This window comes from Massilia sp. CT11-137 (genome assembly GCF_047302885.1).
GTDB lineage: Bacteria > Pseudomonadota > Gammaproteobacteria > Burkholderiales > Burkholderiaceae_D > Telluria > Telluria orientalis.
Window position 1 is genome coordinate 2,088,971 of the sequence record NZ_JBKYMP010000002.1, and the last position, 16,419, is coordinate 2,105,389.

Genomic DNA, 16,419 nt, shown 5'->3' on the forward strand with positions numbered 1-16,419 from the left:
GGCGCGCTGGTACGGCGTCGGTGGTTCAGGCAAGCTCGTCCGATAGACGTTTTACGATCCGCGCCGCCGCGTCGCCCACGCCATAAGGGGTAATGTCTTGACCGGTAAGTCCAAGGCTGGCTTGCAGGGCATGCAGCACGGAAGCGACATCGACTGGTGGCGCCAGCCGGTTCCATCCAGCGTCCACCAACTCCGTCCACTCGGTCTCATCCCGTAAGGTCACGCAGGGAACACCATAGAAGAAGGCTTCCTTTTGGACGCCACCGGAATCGGTAGCGATGATCGCAGCGTATTTCTCCAGCTGCACCATCGGCAGATAGCCCAGTGGATCAAGCACGATCACCGCGTTTTGCAAGGCCTTCAATTTGCCCTGTTTCGCGAGCGTGCTGCGCGTACGGGGGTGCAGGGGCAGTACCACGTTGATATCGCTGGCGAAACGTGAAAGGGCGTCGACTATCGTTGTCAGCCTGACGGGATCGTCGGTGTTCTCTGCCCGGTGTATGGTGGCCAGGCAATACTCGCCTGCCCGGATACCGTGCTCTTCCCGCAGCCGCCCCAGTACACCCCCGTCGGGCGTGACCCGTGCGCCATGCCGAAGCGCGACATCGAGCATGACGTCGCCGACCTGATGAATACGATCGGCACTGGCGCCTTCGTTCAGTAAATGGACGCCCGCCTTATGGTTCGGCGTGAAGAGCCAGCGCGATACCCGGTCCGTAAGGATACGGTTGACCTCTTCCGGCGATCTCATGTTGAATGAGCGCAGACCTGCTTCGACGTGCGCGACCGGCATATGGAGCTTGACCGCCGCCAATGATGCTGCAAGTGTGGAATTGGTATCGCCATATACCAGGACGGCATCGGGCGTCTCCAGCAGCAATATATTTTCAATGTCGATCAACATACGTCCAGTCATGTCGCCATGGGTGCCGCCGTGGATCCCGCACTGATAAGCGGGCGGCTTCATGCCCAGATCGGCAAAAAATACATCCGACATGTTGGCGTCGAAGTGCTGGCCGGTGTGTACGACGGTCTCGCGAAGTTGGCCGGATTCGGCAAGGACGGCCGAGACCGCACTCGCCTTGATGAATTGGGGGCGAGCGCCGATCACTGTGACGATTTTCTTTGTATTCATGGGCTTTCTTTGCTTACCGGTTGAATGCGGGGTGCCGCTTACCACGTCACAGCTTCATAAAAGCGGAAAAGATTGTCCTTGGTGTTTTCCTTCCAGTTCGTTTCGAATTGCCGCGGGTGGGTCACGAGGCACAGGCTGCGGTGTGCGGAGACCACGTTCAGGGGCGAGGTCGGCCAGTAATATTGTGGAGGCGGCCGGTCCACGATATACATGTCGATATGGTCGAGCAGGTTGCGGTCGTAGGCCTCGCACTCGATGCCACAGTCTTCGCGCAACTGCTGGTCCGCGAGGATTTCCGTATTGTTCACCTTCAGGCGGCGGTTCGCGAAGTCCCCATGGCCGGCAACGGTGCGGAGCTTTTTTCCAAGCTGCTGTTCGAGCCACTGGAAGTTCTTGCGGAAGACATGCCTGATTTCCGGGAGTCGGTCGCGCACGAGGGCAGGATCCTTGATCTTGTTCTTCTTGGCGAAAGAGGCCACTTCTTCGTAGTGGTAGCTGGCCTCGCTGCCGTAATCTTCGATTTCACGCATCAGGCCAAAGTCAAGCGTGGACAATCTGAAGTAGTAGCTCGCCTTGACGCCATACTTCTTTTCCATCTCAAATAATTTCCTGGTCGTGCGCAGGTCCGTATCGATGTCGTGCCGATGCACGATGAATGTCGAGGTCGCCGAGACGCCGGCCCGCGTACGGTCGAGGAAATCGCGGATCGAGGTCTGGAGGTAGCCGGCATCCCTGGCGGCACAAATCAGTTTTTCGTGCGTACGCAGGCGCGACGGCATCCCGTAATCGCTATAGATACGCCTTAGTAATGGAGTCATTGGAGTGAATATTTTGCGCGATAGGGTTCGAAACCGAGCATCGTCTTGAAGGTCCTGAGCCCGGGACTGGCACCAAAGAACGTGTCATACATGAGGTAGCCGTAGGCGTGGCTTTCGATCATCCGGCAGATAATTTCCGTTACCATCAGGTGCATGGCGCCGTCATTGTTGCGCAGGCCAAGCAGGCGGTCGAAGGCGACAAAATTGCCGAAAAACCCAATATCACTGTAGGCTGCCAATTTCCCGGCGGAGTTCAACACACCGAAATATTTGTAGTTCTTCTCCGGGCTGAAGTGCGTCTGTTGTTGCCGGTATGCGTCGGCCATCGGCCGGCCCTGGCGCTGATCGAGCGAGGTGTTGATTTCATGGATGTCCTCGACGAACACGTTCCTGTCGATCTCGACGACCGAGTAACCACGCGACCTGGCTTTCCTGGCGTAGTATCCCGCCGAGTTACGCCCTTTCATGTTCGCCATATACTCGTCGGGGTCCGCAAAGCGCTTCAGGTCGACGAGCGCCGCACCTAACGATTTATTCTGGAAGATCCTGTACCTCGGGTGAGGCTTCGTGAAATGGGCGTGCATGCGCCGTACGCTATCCGGGTTCAGGTTCAGGCGGAATTCGAGGCGTGCGACAGGAAGCTTGCTGATGTCGAGGGCCAGGTTAAACAGCTGGGACAGCTTGCTTGTCATGGGATATCGCTCCGTAGAAGTCGGTCAGCCTGTTTGCCTCGACAGTCCAGTTGTACTTTTCCAGCACGGCCCGGCGGCCGTTTTCGCCCATCGCCCTCGCGGCCTGCGGATGGGTCACGATGTAATCTATCGCGGCTGCGATCGCTTCGGGATCGAGCGGGTCGACGCAGATCCCGCATCGATTGCCTTCGATGATGTCGCGCCAGAGCGGGAAATTCGAGGCGATCACGGGAATACCGGACGACATGTACTCGAACATCTTGGTCGGGTGGGAATCCAGGTGGTTCGGCAGCGGATGGAACGTCACGATGCCTGCGATCGAACGTTTCAACACGTCGCGCACGCCCTGGCGGTCGAGGAACCCATGGGGATTCACGCGGCGCCATCCAGGGCTCGCCTTCACTTCCGCCTCGACCGAGGGTTCGGAAAATGTCCCCACCAGGTTCACCCGCGCCGTCGAGGCCAGCAATTCGCCCGCCTGGACCAGCTCGCGGATGCCGCGAATACTGCCGATACCGCCGACATAGCAGACCTCGGCCTCCTTGTTTTCCCAAGCACCGTCACCGTCGAGTTCTCCCTCCATGGGGAAATTGTTCACATCGACAGTCAGAGGATGAATCTTGAGAAAATTTTCTCTAATAAAAGGAGTTGCCGTGATGATCCCGTCGAAGCGCGAGCAGGCGTGACGCTCCACGGCCAGATAGGCGGAGGACAGCAGCCTGCGCGAGAGCGGTCCCAGGTAGGGCTTGCCCAGCAGTTGGCGCGCAACATCTTCATGCGAATCGAAGATCACCTTCTTGCCGCGTCGCTTGAGCCGCAATCCCACGGGGAACAGCTCGGGATCGTGCAGTTGATAGATATCGGCATCGAGAGCAATTGCCTTGTCGCCGACGCGGCGCGTGGTCCGCAGGATGCGCTTGACGCGGCCACCCGGGAGGCCGACGTCGGCGATCGCTACCCCGTCCAGCTGGTCGTCGCCCAGACCGTCGGCGACGACCAGCGTCACGTCATACCCGTGCGCGACCAGGGTCCGACACTGCTTGATGAAGATACGCGTGTCGTTGCGAGGATGGGCGGACGTGAGATGAACGACCTTGCACATTGTGGGGCATCCTTTGGTGAACGGCCTACTCCGGCAATGCCACGGGTTCCGCGCTGCTGCGCCGGCTGATGTCGGCCGCGTCCAGCAATACCGTTGCAACGTGTTGCGCACTCGCCGTCGACAGGTACGGGCCCATCGGCAGGCTCATCACTTTTCCGGCCATCTCGACGGCAACGGGGCAAGCGTCCGCCGCGCCCGGCGATGCATAGGCAGGCTGGCGGTGGATGGGGACGGGATAATGGATGGCGGTCGGAATTGCGGCCCGGTGCAGCGCCGCCTGCAGCGCATCGCGCTGTTCCACGATCACCGTGTACTGGGCGTAGACGCTGGTCCGGTCGTCCCGCCGGCCGACCGGACGAACCCCCATGTCCTTGCCGAGCAATAGCGCATCGTAGGCGGAGGCGGCGCGCTGGCGCTGCTGCAGTTCCCAATCGAACAGCTCAAGCTTGGCCAGCACGATCGCGCACTGCAGGGTGTCCATGCGGCCGCCGACGCCGATGCGCGTGTGCACGTAGCGCTTCGACTGGCCGTGCACGCGGATTTCACGCATGGCCTTGGCCAACTCGTCGTCACTGGTGAACAGGGCGCCTCCGTCACCATAGCAGCCGAGCGGTTTGCTGGGAAAGAAGCTGGTGCAGCCGATGCCGGAGAGGTTGCAGCTCTGCCTGCCGCGGTAGGTGGCCCCGAAGCTCTGGGCGGCATCCTCGATGACGGTAAGGCCGTGGCGCACGGCAATCGCGTTGATCTCGTCCATGTCGGCCGGCTGCCCGTACAACGACACGGGGATGATCGCCCGGGTACGCGCCGTGATCTTCTCTTCGATCAGCGCCGGCGTGAGATTGCAGGTGACCGGATCGATATCCCCGAACACCGGGATCGCGCCGAGCAGCACGATGGCCTCGGCGGTGGCAATGAACGTGAACGGGGTGGTGATCACTTCGTCGCCGCGGCCCACGCCGAGCGCCATCAACGCAATCAGTAGCGCTTCCGTGCCCGAGGCCACGGTGACGCAGTGGCGGGCGCCCGTAAACTGGGCCAGGCGCGCCTCGAGTTCGGCCACTTCGGGACCCATGATGTACTGGCCATGGTCGAGGACGGCCTGGATGCGGCCGTTGATCAGGTCGCGCGATGCCTGGTATTGGGACTTGAGGTCGATGAATTCCATGGTAGTCGGTCCGTTCGCGAGTCGGGGCGGTTCAGAGTCGGGAGGGGGCGGAAACGAGGCTGCAGACGCTGTCGACAAGGACGTACGATTCGCCGGTGTGCGGGCAGACCGCCTCGCCGTTGCCGGCCGTGGGCAGCGGCAGGCGTTCGCCGAAACGGCTGATCCAGCCGACCTGGCGCGCCGGCACGCCGGCCATCAAGGCGAAGTCGGGCACGTCGTGCTTGACCACGGCGCCGGCGCCGATGAATGCGTACGCGCCGATCGTCACGCCGCAGACGATGGTGGCATTGGCGCCGATGCTGGCGCCGCGCCTGACCAGCGTGCGCCGGTATTGATCCTTGCGGACGATGCCGGAACGCGGGTTGTAGACGTTCGTGAACACCATGCTGGGGCCGCAGAACACCTCGGCCTCGAGCGTCACGGCGTCGTAGACGGAGACGTTGTTCTGGATCTTGACGCGGTCGCCGATGACGACGTCATTACCCACGAAGACATTCTGGCCGAGCGAGCAGCCGGCGCCGATGCGGGCGCCGCCGCAGATATGCGCGAAGTGCCAGACCCGGGTGCCGGGCCCGAGCACAGCGCCATCGTCGACGATCGCGCTCGGGTGGACGTCCCTGCTGTCGATGGGAGCATTCATGATCAGTACTCCAGCGGCAGGGCCACGCGCTTGCCGTCGCGCGCCGATTTATAGGCGGCGATCAGTACTTCGAGCGACTTCAGCCCTTCGCGTCCGTCGGTCTCGGGCTCCGCTTCGCCGCGCAGCACCTTGATCACGTTGTCGTAGTACAGCGGGTGGCCAAATCCGTAGACCGAGGTGGTTTCATAGCTGGCGTCGCGCACCCTGTCGTCGTCGGGATCGGGGGTGGCAAATTCCCATTGCTGAATCTCGTTCACGGCCACCCCGCCGATGCGCACCGTGCCGTGCTCGCCCAGGATAGTGATCGACCCTTCGAGGTTGCGCGGGTAGGTCAGCATGGTAACGTTCATCGAACCCAGGGCGCCGTTGCGCCAGCGCAGGCTGAGTACCCCGGTGTCCTCGACCTCGATGTCGCGCGCCAGGGTGGCGGTATAGGCCTGCAGGCTCTCGACCGGGCCGACGATCCAGTCGATCAGGTCGACATAGTGGCTGGCCTGGTTCATGAAGGCGCCGCCGTCGAATTCCCAGGTGCCGCGCCATTTGGCGCTGTGGTAGTACTCGGGCGGGCGGGTCCAGAACACGTTCAGGTTGACCATGTAGATGCGGCCGAAGCGCTTCTTGTCGACGGCCAGCTTGAGAAGCTGCAGGGTGGCGTTGCGGCGGTTCTGCTTGACCACGAACAGGCGTACGCCGGCGGCGTCGGCCGCGGCCACCATGCGCTTGCCGTCCTCCCAGCGGGTCGCCATCGGCTTTTCCGTCATCACGTGGCGGCCGCTGTTGGCGATCTGGATCGACTGCTCGGGGTGCAGGCCCGAGGGCGTGGTGACGACGACGATGTCGGCGTCGGCGCGGCGCAGCATCTCGTGGAGGCTGGCGTAGCCTTCGGCGCCGGTCAGTCCGACCGCGCGGTCGAGCGCACGCGGGTCGACGTCGCATATGCCGACCAGCTCGGCGCGGTCCTGGTGTTTGCGCAGGGCCTCGAAGTGATTGTTGGCGATGCGGCCGCAGCCGACCAGCGCGAAGCGGATCTTGCGGTCCTGGATGGGAGCAGGATAGTGGCGCATCATGACGGTCCTCAGGCTTTCACGACGTTGGGTAGCGCGGCGAGGTAGACGCCGCGCGTGTCGACGATGAGGCTGGCGTATTGCCGTACGAGGTCATAGTCGAAGGCGGAGTGTGCCGTGGCCAGGAGTACGACGTCATAGGACGCGATGCGCTGCGGGGTGAGTTCGACGCTTTTCAGGTCGAAGTGGTGTTCGCGCATGCGTGGAAAGACGGGCACGTGTGGGTCGGCATAGTCGACGACGGCGCCTTTGTCGCGCAGGATTTCCATCAGTTCGACCGAAGGCGATTCACGCATGTCCTCGACGTCTTTTTTGTAGGCGATGCCCAGCACCAGCACGCGGCTTCCCATCACGGCTTTTCCGCGCTGGTTGAGCGCATCCGTGAGCTTGCTGACGACCCAGTGAGGCATGTCGCTGTTGATTTCGCCGGCGAGCTCGATGAAACGCGTGTGCAGCCCGTATTCGCGCGCTTTCCACGTCAGGTAAAACGGGTCGATCGGGATACAGTGCCCACCGAGGCCGGGGCCGGGGTAATAGGGGGTGAAGCCGAACGGTTTCGTTGCGGCTGCGCGGATGACTTCGTGGATGTCGATCTTCATGCGGTCGGCGATGATCTTCATCTCGTTGACGAGACCGATGTTGACGGCACGGTGGATGTTCTCGAGCAGCTTGGTCAGCTCCGCCGCGCGGGTCGAACTGACCGGGACGACGCGGTCGATGGCCGCGCTGTACAGGGCGACTCCGGCTTCGAGGCAGGCCGGCGTCACGCCGCCGCAGACCTTGGGTATCGTACGGGTGTGAAAGTCGGGATTCCCCGGGTCTTCGCGTTCGGGAGAAAAGACGAGAAAGATGTCGCGTCCGATCACGAAGCTGCGCGATTCGAGGCGCGGCTTGAGTTCCTCTTCAGTCGTACCCGGGTATGTGGTGCTTTCCAGCGACAGGACCTGACCTGGCCGCATGAACGGCAGCAGGGCTTCCGTCGTCTCCAGTACGAAAGAGAGGTCGGGTTCGCGATACGGGTTGAGCGGCGTCGGCACGCAGATGATCAAGGCATCCGGCTCGCCCGCGCGGGTGAAATCGGTGGTCGCTTCGAAGCCCTGGCTGCGCGCCTGCGCGATGTCGGCCGCAGGGACGTGGTTGATGTAGCTTTCACCCCTGTTGAGGCGTTCGACCTTGCTGCCGTCGATGTCGATCCCGAGTACGCGGAAGCCGGCTTCGGCATAGCGTAGCGTCAGTGGCAGGCCCACGTAGCCCAGGCCGATAATGCCAATGAGGGCAGTGCGCTCACTCAGACGGGCGGTGAGCTGTTCGAGATAAGCCGGTTTGCTTTCGTCACGCATGTGGATCCTCGTCGAACTGGTTGGGTAAAAGGGGCGTTCCGGTTGCCGCGCCTAGATCCGGAACGGCACGAATTTCTTGATCAGGGCCAGCCGTTCCTGCGGCGCAGCGATGGGGGCCGGCGCGGCCACGGCCGGTGCCGGGACGGGGACCGGTGCAGCCTCTTCGGCGTGCCGGCCGGGGTTGTACTCGGTCACGATGGCCTTGACCATGCCTTCGATCAGGCCGCGTTCATGCGTGTCGCAGGCCATCATGAGGCAGTTGATGAAGGTGTCCAGCACGCTCGGCCGCAAGGCATTCTCTTTCATGCGCATGATGCGCGGATGTTCGCTCGGGAATACGACGCCGTCGGTCAGCAATTCCTCGTGCAGCTTCTCGCCGGGGAAGAGGCCGACATAGTCGATCTCGACATCCCCGCCCGGATTCTGCGGCGTCTTCTCGGTCAGGCCGGACAACGCGATCAGCGTCCGTGCGAGGTCCAGGATACGTACTGGCTCGCCCATGTCGAGCACGAACACGTCGCCGCCCTTTGCCATCGCCCCTGCCTGGATCACCAGCTGGGCCGCCTCGGGAATCAGCATGAAGTAGCGCGACACGTCGGGGTGTGTGATGGTGACCGGGCCGCCTCGTGCAATCTGACGCTGGAACAGCGGAATCACCGAACCCGACGACCCCAGCACATTCCCGAAGCGGACCATGCAGAACGTCGTGTCCGCGCCGGGTCGCGCGGCCGCTGCCTGAAAGATGAGTTCTGCGATGCGCTTGCTGGCGCCCATGATGTTGGTCGGACGCACCGCCTTGTCGCTCGAAATCAGCACACAGGTTTCGACGCCGTGTCTTGCCGCCTGCGTGGCGATCACCTGGGCGCCCATCACGTTGTTGCGCAGGCCTTCGACGATATTCGTTTCCACAAGAGGAACGTGCTTGTACGCGGCGGCGTGGTAGATGGTGTCGACGCGGTTGTCGCGCAGGATGCGTTCGATCAGGTCCGCATTACAGACAGAGCCGAGATGCGCGTCCACGGGGACGTCGGGAAAGCGATTGGCCATCTCCTGGCGGACCGTGTACAAGGCAAATTCGGAGTGGTCGAGCAGATGCAGCCGGCTTGGCCTCAAGGTGGCGATCTGGCGACAGAGTTCGCTGCCGATGGAGCCGCCTGCGCCCGTGACCATGACGTTTTTTGCGCGTACGCAGAGCGCAAACAGGTCGAGGCGCGGCGGCACGGGCGCGCGGCCGAGAAGGTCTTCGAACTTCAGGTCGCGGATGCTCTCGCGCGGCGTGACCTTGTCGTCGCCAAGGTCGACGAGACGGCTCAGGATCTTGGTCGTGATACCGGCCTGGGCCAGCCGCTGCATGATGTCGCGCAGGCGGCCGGGGGCCACGGCCGGGATGGCGATCACGATCGAGCGGATGCCCATTGCATTGACCGTTTCCACCAGACGATCGGTGTGAAAAACGCGGAGGCCGCCGATCGTGCGTTCACTGAGCGCGCGTTTGTCATCGAAAAAGCAGACAGGGCGATATTCGTCACTGTTGCGCATCGTTTGCGCCAGCTGCGCCCCGGATTCGCCGGCGCCGTAGATTGCCACCACCTCCGACGTGCCGCGCTGGTTCCCGTTCAGGTTGCGCAGCAGATTGCGCACTCCGATGCGCGATGCCATGACATACGAAAAAGCGATAAACCAATAAATGGCCAAAGCACTGCGCGGAAAATTTGCTTCGTTCACCGAAAACGTGATGGTGTATGCGCAGAGAACGGCAATCGCCAATGCCAGGCCTGTCGCGCTCAATAGACGCTGGTCGATGAAACGAATCACTGCGCGATAAAGATCCGAAATGGAAAACGCCGCTATCGTGACGATTGCTACGAGAACATAAGAACCCGGCCCGAAATGGGAGGCGAGTTTCAAATCGCCGCCGCGCAGGAGCATCGCGCCCAGGAAACAAAACGGCAGTGCGATCAGATCGGCCGTGATCATCAGCGCGATTTTTGACGTGCGGTGCATGGACACCATCCGGGAGCAGATTCGGCGAACGAATACTTGGTTGAGCTTGGGCATGATTCTGAAGCATTGCGTGAGTTGATGAATGCAAACTTCCAAAGTTTGAGACAAGCACTGGTATCCCGGAAAAGCGAATTCAAAATTTATATTTATTCGTGGATAAATTGTTGTTTGTTATTTTGATGAGCAGGTCTATTTATTATCTCGATACACATCGATAAAGATTTGACCATGCTCAACCGGCAATAGGGAATTCTTTTTGGAACCCATAAACGGTAACATTGGGAAATTAATTCAAGGAATATTTCCCTTTATTTTTCAATTGGAATTCGCGACGATTCGAAATGTAATACGGGGCTGGCTGCAAGGCGGAAGGCAGCAAATGAAGGGGGATGGAAGAGGGGCGTCCATCACGCGTGATGGACGCCGTGGAGGCGGGATTCAGGCGCCGGCAGGACGGCCCGGGCGCGGCTGCGGTGCCATCGGCGGCACCACGATGTCATCGTTCAGGCGCAGGAACTTGAAGCCGGCGAGCACCTGGCCGTTCTTGCCCGCCTGGCGGTTGCGTTCCTCGCGCGCGGCGGCGCGGGCCATGTAGGACTCGAACGTTTCCTCGCGCACCTGCGGCTCGGAGGAATGGAGGAAGTGGCGCTCGCCGTCCGGCCCGAGCACGACGAGCCCCACGTGCGAAGCCCAGAACTGGCCGTCGCGTGTCGAGATCACGTTGACGAGATCGCCTTCGCGCAGCTGGCCCGCGATGGCCGTCACGCGGTCCTTCGGCACGTAGGCCTGGCGGCTCGTCTCGACGGGGATGCTGGCGTCCGTGTGGTGGCGCGTCTTGAGGAAGCGGGCGCGGTCGATCGTCATCGTGTACGCCGGGCCATCCGGGCCGGCCAGGTCGGCGCTGATGTCCGTCACGAGCCAGCGGTTCGCCACGTTCCAATCCATCTCCGTGTAGTGGTTGCGCGTGGCCACGCCGACGACGCCGTCGCGGTAGCGGATGCGCTGCAGCATCCAGAAGAATTCTTCCCACGACTGCGACAGGGCCATCGCGTAGGTGTGCTCCGCGAACACGACGCAGTCGCTGTGGTCCAGGCTGAACATCGGCAGGTCGTCATGGACCTGGTACGGAAATTCGCCCAGCAGGTTCAGGCGGTACGGCTGGCCGAGGTTCTTGCGGCCGATGGCGGCGATGCGCTTGCGCAGGTCGGGCTCGGCCTCGTGCACCCAGGCGATGTAGCGGCCAGCTTCGACGGGATGCATGCGGAACAGTGGCTTGCCCAGGATCGTCTCGAGCGGCTCCGTGGCCGCAGCCTGCGCGGTCGGGCTGGGTTCGGCGGCGGCCGGCGCGGCAACCGGTGTGGCGGCGGGCGGCGTCGCGCAGCCGGCAACGAGTATGGAAAGCAGGAGCGCGGGCAGCGCGCGGACAGGAGGCATGATGGGTCTCGATGGATAAAACGCTACGCTAACCCGGCCGCACGGTGCCGTCAAAAACAATTGCAGTCCGAGCATTCCTTTTAGTTATAGATTGTTCAACAGTAATCATTATCCAACCGCTGTGTCATCAGTCAATACTGAGCGCGAGACCGGGAAACACCGGTCCCGACGATGACTACAGAGGAGAGAGAAATGATGAAACAGAAGCCGCTCGCGGCCGCTGTCGCATTGGCATGGCTGGGCGTGGCGGGTACGCCCGCGCTGGCCCAGAACGACGCCGGCAGCACGCCGATGCAAACGGTCGAAGTGACGGGCATCCGCGCGTCGATGGCGAAGTCGCTGGCCGTCAAGCGCGACGCCACCGCCAACGTCGAAGTGATCACGGCCGAGGACGTGGGCAAGATGCCGGACAAGAACCTCGCCGATTCGCTGCAGCGCCTGCCCGGCGTGGCGGTGCGGACCGACTACGACGAAGCGGAAAAGGTGGCGATGCGCGGCACCAATCCGGACATGTCGCTCATCGTGTTCAACGGCCACACGGTCAGCAGCGGCGACTGGTACATCGCCGACCAGGCATCGAGCAGCCGGTCCACGAGCCTGTCCCTGATGCCGTCGTCGGTCCTGAACCAGGCCATCGTGTACAAGACGTCGCAGGCGAACATCGTCGACGGCGGCCTCGCGGGCACTATCAACGTCACGACGCGCAAACCCCTGGCGCAGAAGGAGCGCCTGTCGGGCGTGGCCAGCGTCGGCGCCAGCTACGCGACCCTGCCGGGCAAGACGGCGCCCGACCTGAACGCGTCCGTGAACTGGAAGAACGAGGCGGGCACGTTCGGCTTCATCCTGCAGGGCTTCGCGGAAAAGCGCTACATCCGGCGCGATTCCGCGTCGCGCCTCGCATACGGCACGAGCAGCGGCTGGGACGTCATCAACACGACCACCATGAAGGGCATCACGGACGCGTCGCTGGCCGGCAGCGGCTACAAGGCCGCGGACCTGAACGGCGTGCGCCTGCCCGGTTCGATGAGCACGGAATTCGTCGAGGGCGTGCGCGACCGCAAGGGCGGCATGTTCTCGCTGGAGTTCAAGCCGAACCAGGACGTCGACGTCACCGTCACAGGCTTTACTTCCACCTTGAAGGCACCGAACTACGGCCGCCTTAAAGCCGGCGCCATGTACAGCATGCTGCTCGGGAAAGCGTCGCTCGCCGACGGCGCCACCGGCGCGACTGCGCCGAACACCGTGGGCGTCCAGGGGCAGCAGGTGTTCGCGTCGATCCGCAATCCCGTCATCGTCACCGAGACGACGATGTACGGCGACCAGCTGCGCGTGCTGAAAAGCGCCGACATCATGTTCCCCGACGGGACGCCGCCCCAGTACATCGGCAACTCGGAAGGCTTTTATCGGCAGGGCGCGCGGGCCACCAGCTCCTTCCTCGACCTGGACGGCAAGTGGCGCGTGAACCAGGACCTGACGCTGAAGACGCTGCTGTCGACGACGCGCGGCGTCGGCAAGACGGACTACGACCAGGGCCTGACCTATGCGAGCTTCGGCACGGGCGTGTCGTACGCGCTGGCCGGTGTCGACAACGCGCCGTACGTGAAGTACTACGGCACCGGCGCCAAGCCGGACCAACTGGTGGTGCGTACGATCTCCGGCCTGAAGACGACGGACCGCGAGACGAGCGGCCAGGTCGACGGCGAATGGCGCGTCGACAACGGCTGGGTCCAGTCGGTCGAAGGCGGCGTGCGCTACGCCGACCACCACCGCGAGAGCGCGCGCCGCTACCCGGCCTATCACAACCGCGACATCACGATCGGCGCGCCGACCGGCACGATTCCGTGGCCGTCCGACTTCGGCGCGGGTCTCGACGGCCCGGCCGGCTGGGACAACACGGGCTACACGTTCGACCCGGCGGTGCTGATGGCGTATTTCCAGGGCGCGACCAAGGCGACGAGCGACCAGTACGAGCGCCGCATCGCATCCGAACTGCACATGCGCGAACGCCAGGGCGCGGCCTATGTGATGGCCAACCTGGAAGGCGAGCGCTGGTCCGGCAACGTGGGCCTGCGCTTCGTGCAGACGCGTATCAACGCCGACATCCCGACGCCGATTCCGGCCGGCGTCTGCCTGCGTGCCGCACCCGGCCAGCCGGCGATTCCGTGCGCGGCCTATCCGGATGCGATCACGACGTCGGGCGACCTGCAGCCGGTCTACGACAACGAGCCCTTCAAGAACAACACGGGCAACACCTACTATTTCATCAAGACGGACCGCCGCTTCAACAACTGGCTGCCCAGCATGAACGTGCGCTACGAGCTGACGAAGGACCAGATCCTGCGTTTCGGCGCGAGCCGCACGGTGGGCCGCCAGAACTACAACCTGCTCGGCGCCGGCTTCGGCTCGCCGACGTGCGATGCGCAGGGATGCCGCGTGACGGGGCCGAACCCGGGCATCAAGCCGCTCACGTCGGACAACCTCGATGCGTCGTGGGCGTGGTATTTCTCGCGCCGCTCGATGGTGGGCGTGGACCTGTTCTACTCGCGCATCCAGGGCTATGCGAAGACCGGCACCACGGGCGGCGCCACGATCGACCTGTGGGATTCCGCGGCGCAGGCGATGAAGACGTACACGGTCCAGACGTCGGAGCAGCAGGGGGCGCACATCGCCGGCCTCGAACTGTCGTACGAACAGCCGTTCGGCACGACGGGCTTCGGCTTCACCAGCAACATCAGCCGCGCGCGCACGAAAGTCGACGACGGCCGGCCGATGGTCGGCGCGTCCGAATGGGCCGCGAACCTGGGTGGCTATTTCGAGAACGACAAGGTGTCGCTGCGCCTCGTCGCGAACTACCGCAGCGAATACGTGAACAGCTCCACGGCGCCCGCGCCGACGGCGAACAGCCAGGGCCTGTACAGCGTCAATGGTGTCATGATGCCGACCGCGCCGACGATGGCCGCGCCGGTGACGACGCTGGCCTTCAACGCCAGCGTCAACCTCACGCCGCAGTTGCTGCTCACGTTCGACGCGACGAACCTGACGAACGTGAAGCGCGCCTACTATCGTTACAGCGAGGAGGAGCAGCAGAAGCTGGACGTCAGCGGCCGCCAGTTCTACGTGAACCTGAAATACCGCTTCTGACGTCATCGCCAGTGGGTGCAAGGGGGCCGCGGCCCCCTTTTTTGTTGCATTTCTCGACGCCGCGTAGGCCTCTTTGAAGGTGGCCTGTAGGACTGGAACTCATGGGGACGCACAGTGTGCGGCATCTAACGGTTACGACCCGGGCGGACTCGCTACGATGGAGGCGTCGAGTGAGGCACCAAGCGATCTTCCGCAGGTGGCCAACCACCTCGACAGGTCAGCCGGTCGCCTCGAGGACCGGCACCAATTTCGAAGCCGGCGGCAAGCGCGCCGGCTTCAACGGAAGCGGAGGTTGCCATGACCACGACGACGACGAACCACCCCCCCAAGCATCTCGTGCGCGAGTACCTCGAGCGGCGTTCGAAAGACCCGAAACCGCCGCCGACGCCGGAAGAAATCCGGCGCCAGCTGGGGTGGGGCATGCTGATGCCGTCGGACGACCGGATCGGCGCCTCCCGCTCCTGAACCAGTTTCACCGTCACCGAACAGGAGAAGCATCATGACCGCCAAGATCGGCAGCAAACACGTGGCCCAGCACCGCGGCAAGAAAGAGCGCGAGGAGATCCACAAGATGAACGTCGCGCGCGAAGCCCTCAAGATTGCCGCTGCCCGCGCCAGGTACCGCAACCAGCAGAAGGGGTTGCGTCCGCAGGCCGCGGCCTGATTCATCCGCTTTCCGAAGGGCCCGCCATGGCGACATGGCGGGCCCTTCGCCATTCACCGGCAAAGCGCCGCCATTGGCCGAAAAGCACTTCCACCCGCGCGCCGACCTCCGTTATCGTGTCGACATTCGATCATTATGGAGGAAACATGAATAGCGAAGCGTCCTACCACCTGCGGCGCCAGGTGTTGTGGGGCCTGGTCCTGGTGGGGCTGGGCGTGGCCTTCCTGCTGGACCAGATGGATGTGTTCGACGTCCGCTCGCTGTGGCATTATGCGCCGCTGCTGCTGGTCGTCGTGGGCATCAACCAGACCATCGGCTACCCGAGCGCCCGCGAATTCTCCAACGGCCTGTGGACCGTCTTCATCGGCCTGTGGCTGTTCGCCGTGCTCGAGGGCCTGTGGGGCCTCACGTTCGGCAACAGCTGGCCCCTGTTCATCATCATCAGCGGCATCACGATGGCGATCCGGCCGATCGCCGAGCGCCGCTTCGGCCAGAAGGGAGGGGACGGCCATGGAAAATAACACGAACCGCGCGTCGAGCCAGGTCGTGCTGGGCCTGCTCGTCGTGGGCATGGGCGTCCTGTTCCTGCTCGATAACCTCGACATCCTGAATTTCCGCCATGCGATCGGGTTCTGGCCGCTCGCCTTCATCGTGGCCGGCTGCGTCGCGCTGTTCGGCAACGGGACGCGCAGCGGCCGCAGCGGCAATTACATGGGCGGCGTGCTGATCGCGGTCGGCCTCCTGATGATCGTCAGCCGCATGGGCTACTTCACCATCAGCTGGGGCACGCTGTGGCCGCTCGTGATGATCGCGCTCGGCGGTCTCGTGCTGTACCGCTCGCTGGGCCCGGGGCGGGTGGCGCGCGAAGGCGTTGCCGCAGGCGCGAGTCCGGACAACGTCGTCGACATCGTCGCCGTGCTGGGCGGTTTCGAGCGGCGCGTCGGCACGCAGGACTTCCGCGGCGGCGAGATCACGGCCGTGATGGGCGGCTGCGCGCTCGACCTGCGCGACGCGTCCATCGTCAAGGAAGCCGTGATCAACATCTTCACGGTTTGGGGCGGCATCAACATCAAGGTTCCGCCCGACTGGACCGTCGTCCTGAACGGCACGCCCGTGATGGGCGGCTTCGCGGAAAAGACGGCCCGGCCGCCCGACGCCAGCAAGCGCCTCGTCATCACCGGCTACGCCATCATGGGCGGCGTGGAAGTGCGCAACTAAAG

15 protein-coding genes are annotated in these 16,419 nt (G+C 63.2%); 5 read left to right on the plus strand and 10 right to left on the minus strand.

Translation table 11 applies throughout. The annotated features are described in order from the left end of the window. Positions 1-25 precede the first annotated feature (25 nt). From wecB to ACEN98_RS26240, 10 genes are all read right to left on the minus strand, one after another. A complete protein-coding gene (wecB, locus tag ACEN98_RS26195) occupies positions 26-1,135 on the minus strand; it encodes a non-hydrolyzing UDP-N-acetylglucosamine 2-epimerase (protein WP_413387787.1) in 1,110 nt (369 codons plus the stop codon). A gap of 38 nt (positions 1,136-1,173) precedes the next feature. Beyond that, positions 1,174-1,914: a hypothetical protein gene (locus tag ACEN98_RS26200; protein ID WP_413337668.1), complete on the minus strand. Its 741-nt coding sequence runs from the start codon at positions 1,912-1,914 to the stop codon at positions 1,174-1,176. A gap of 35 nt (positions 1,915-1,949) precedes the next feature. Next, positions 1,950-2,645, minus strand: coding sequence for a hypothetical protein (locus ACEN98_RS26205; protein WP_413387788.1), 696 nt, complete (start codon positions 2,643-2,645; stop codon positions 1,950-1,952). Beyond that, on the minus strand, positions 2,617-3,747 hold the full coding sequence (locus tag ACEN98_RS26210; protein ID WP_413387789.1) for a glycosyltransferase family 4 protein: 1,131 nt from the start codon (positions 3,745-3,747) through the stop codon (positions 2,617-2,619). Before ACEN98_RS26210 ends, ACEN98_RS26205 begins: the two co-directional genes overlap by 29 nt. 25 nt (positions 3,748-3,772) lie before the next feature. Further along, positions 3,773-4,912, minus strand: a complete 1,140-nt coding sequence (locus ACEN98_RS26215) for a DegT/DnrJ/EryC1/StrS family aminotransferase (protein ID WP_413387790.1) — start codon at positions 4,910-4,912, stop codon at positions 3,773-3,775. 31 nt (positions 4,913-4,943) lie between these two features. Then, positions 4,944-5,552 carry an acyltransferase gene (locus tag ACEN98_RS26220; protein WP_413387791.1) on the minus strand — a complete coding sequence of 203 codons (609 nt, stop codon included), beginning with the start codon at positions 5,550-5,552 and terminating at the stop codon, positions 4,944-4,946. Between the two features lie 2 nt (positions 5,553-5,554). Next, a complete protein-coding gene (locus tag ACEN98_RS26225) occupies positions 5,555-6,616 on the minus strand; it encodes a Gfo/Idh/MocA family protein (protein ID WP_413337680.1) in 1,062 nt (353 codons plus the stop codon). An 11-nt stretch (positions 6,617-6,627) separates the two neighbouring features. Then, positions 6,628-7,956, minus strand: a complete 1,329-nt coding sequence (locus ACEN98_RS26230) for a nucleotide sugar dehydrogenase (RefSeq protein ID WP_413387792.1) — start codon at positions 7,954-7,956, stop codon at positions 6,628-6,630. A gap of 51 nt (positions 7,957-8,007) precedes the next feature. Continuing rightward, positions 8,008-10,014, minus strand: a complete 2,007-nt coding sequence (locus ACEN98_RS26235; RefSeq protein WP_413387793.1) for a polysaccharide biosynthesis protein — start codon at positions 10,012-10,014, stop codon at positions 8,008-8,010. Between the two features lie 384 nt (positions 10,015-10,398). Next, positions 10,399-11,394, minus strand: coding sequence for an N-acetylmuramoyl-L-alanine amidase-like domain-containing protein (locus ACEN98_RS26240; protein ID WP_413387794.1), 996 nt, complete (start codon positions 11,392-11,394; stop codon positions 10,399-10,401). Between the two features lie 192 nt (positions 11,395-11,586). On the opposite strand from ACEN98_RS26240, the gene ACEN98_RS26245 reads away from it, so the two are divergent. From ACEN98_RS26245 to ACEN98_RS26265, 5 genes are all read left to right on the plus strand, one after another. Further along, on the plus strand, positions 11,587-14,535 hold the full coding sequence (locus ACEN98_RS26245; RefSeq protein ID WP_413387795.1) for a TonB-dependent receptor: 2,949 nt from the start codon (positions 11,587-11,589) through the stop codon (positions 14,533-14,535). Positions 14,536-14,832: 297 nt separating this feature from the next. Beyond that, the gene (locus tag ACEN98_RS26250; RefSeq protein WP_371762599.1) at positions 14,833-15,000 is read left to right on the plus strand and encodes a hypothetical protein; all 168 of its coding nucleotides are present in this window, start codon (positions 14,833-14,835) and stop codon (positions 14,998-15,000) included. A gap of 34 nt (positions 15,001-15,034) precedes the next feature. Then, a complete protein-coding gene (locus tag ACEN98_RS26255; RefSeq protein ID WP_413387796.1) occupies positions 15,035-15,199 on the plus strand; it encodes a hypothetical protein in 165 nt (54 codons plus the stop codon). A 146-nt stretch (positions 15,200-15,345) separates the two neighbouring features. Then, positions 15,346-15,720 (plus strand): LiaF transmembrane domain-containing protein, encoded by a 375-nt coding sequence (locus ACEN98_RS26260; RefSeq protein WP_056128071.1) that lies wholly within the window; start codon positions 15,346-15,348, stop codon positions 15,718-15,720. After that, a complete protein-coding gene (locus ACEN98_RS26265; RefSeq protein ID WP_413387797.1) occupies positions 15,710-16,417 on the plus strand; it encodes a LiaI-LiaF-like domain-containing protein in 708 nt (235 codons plus the stop codon). The genes ACEN98_RS26260 and ACEN98_RS26265 overlap by 11 nt, the downstream gene beginning before the upstream one ends. Positions 16,418-16,419 lie beyond the last annotated feature (2 nt).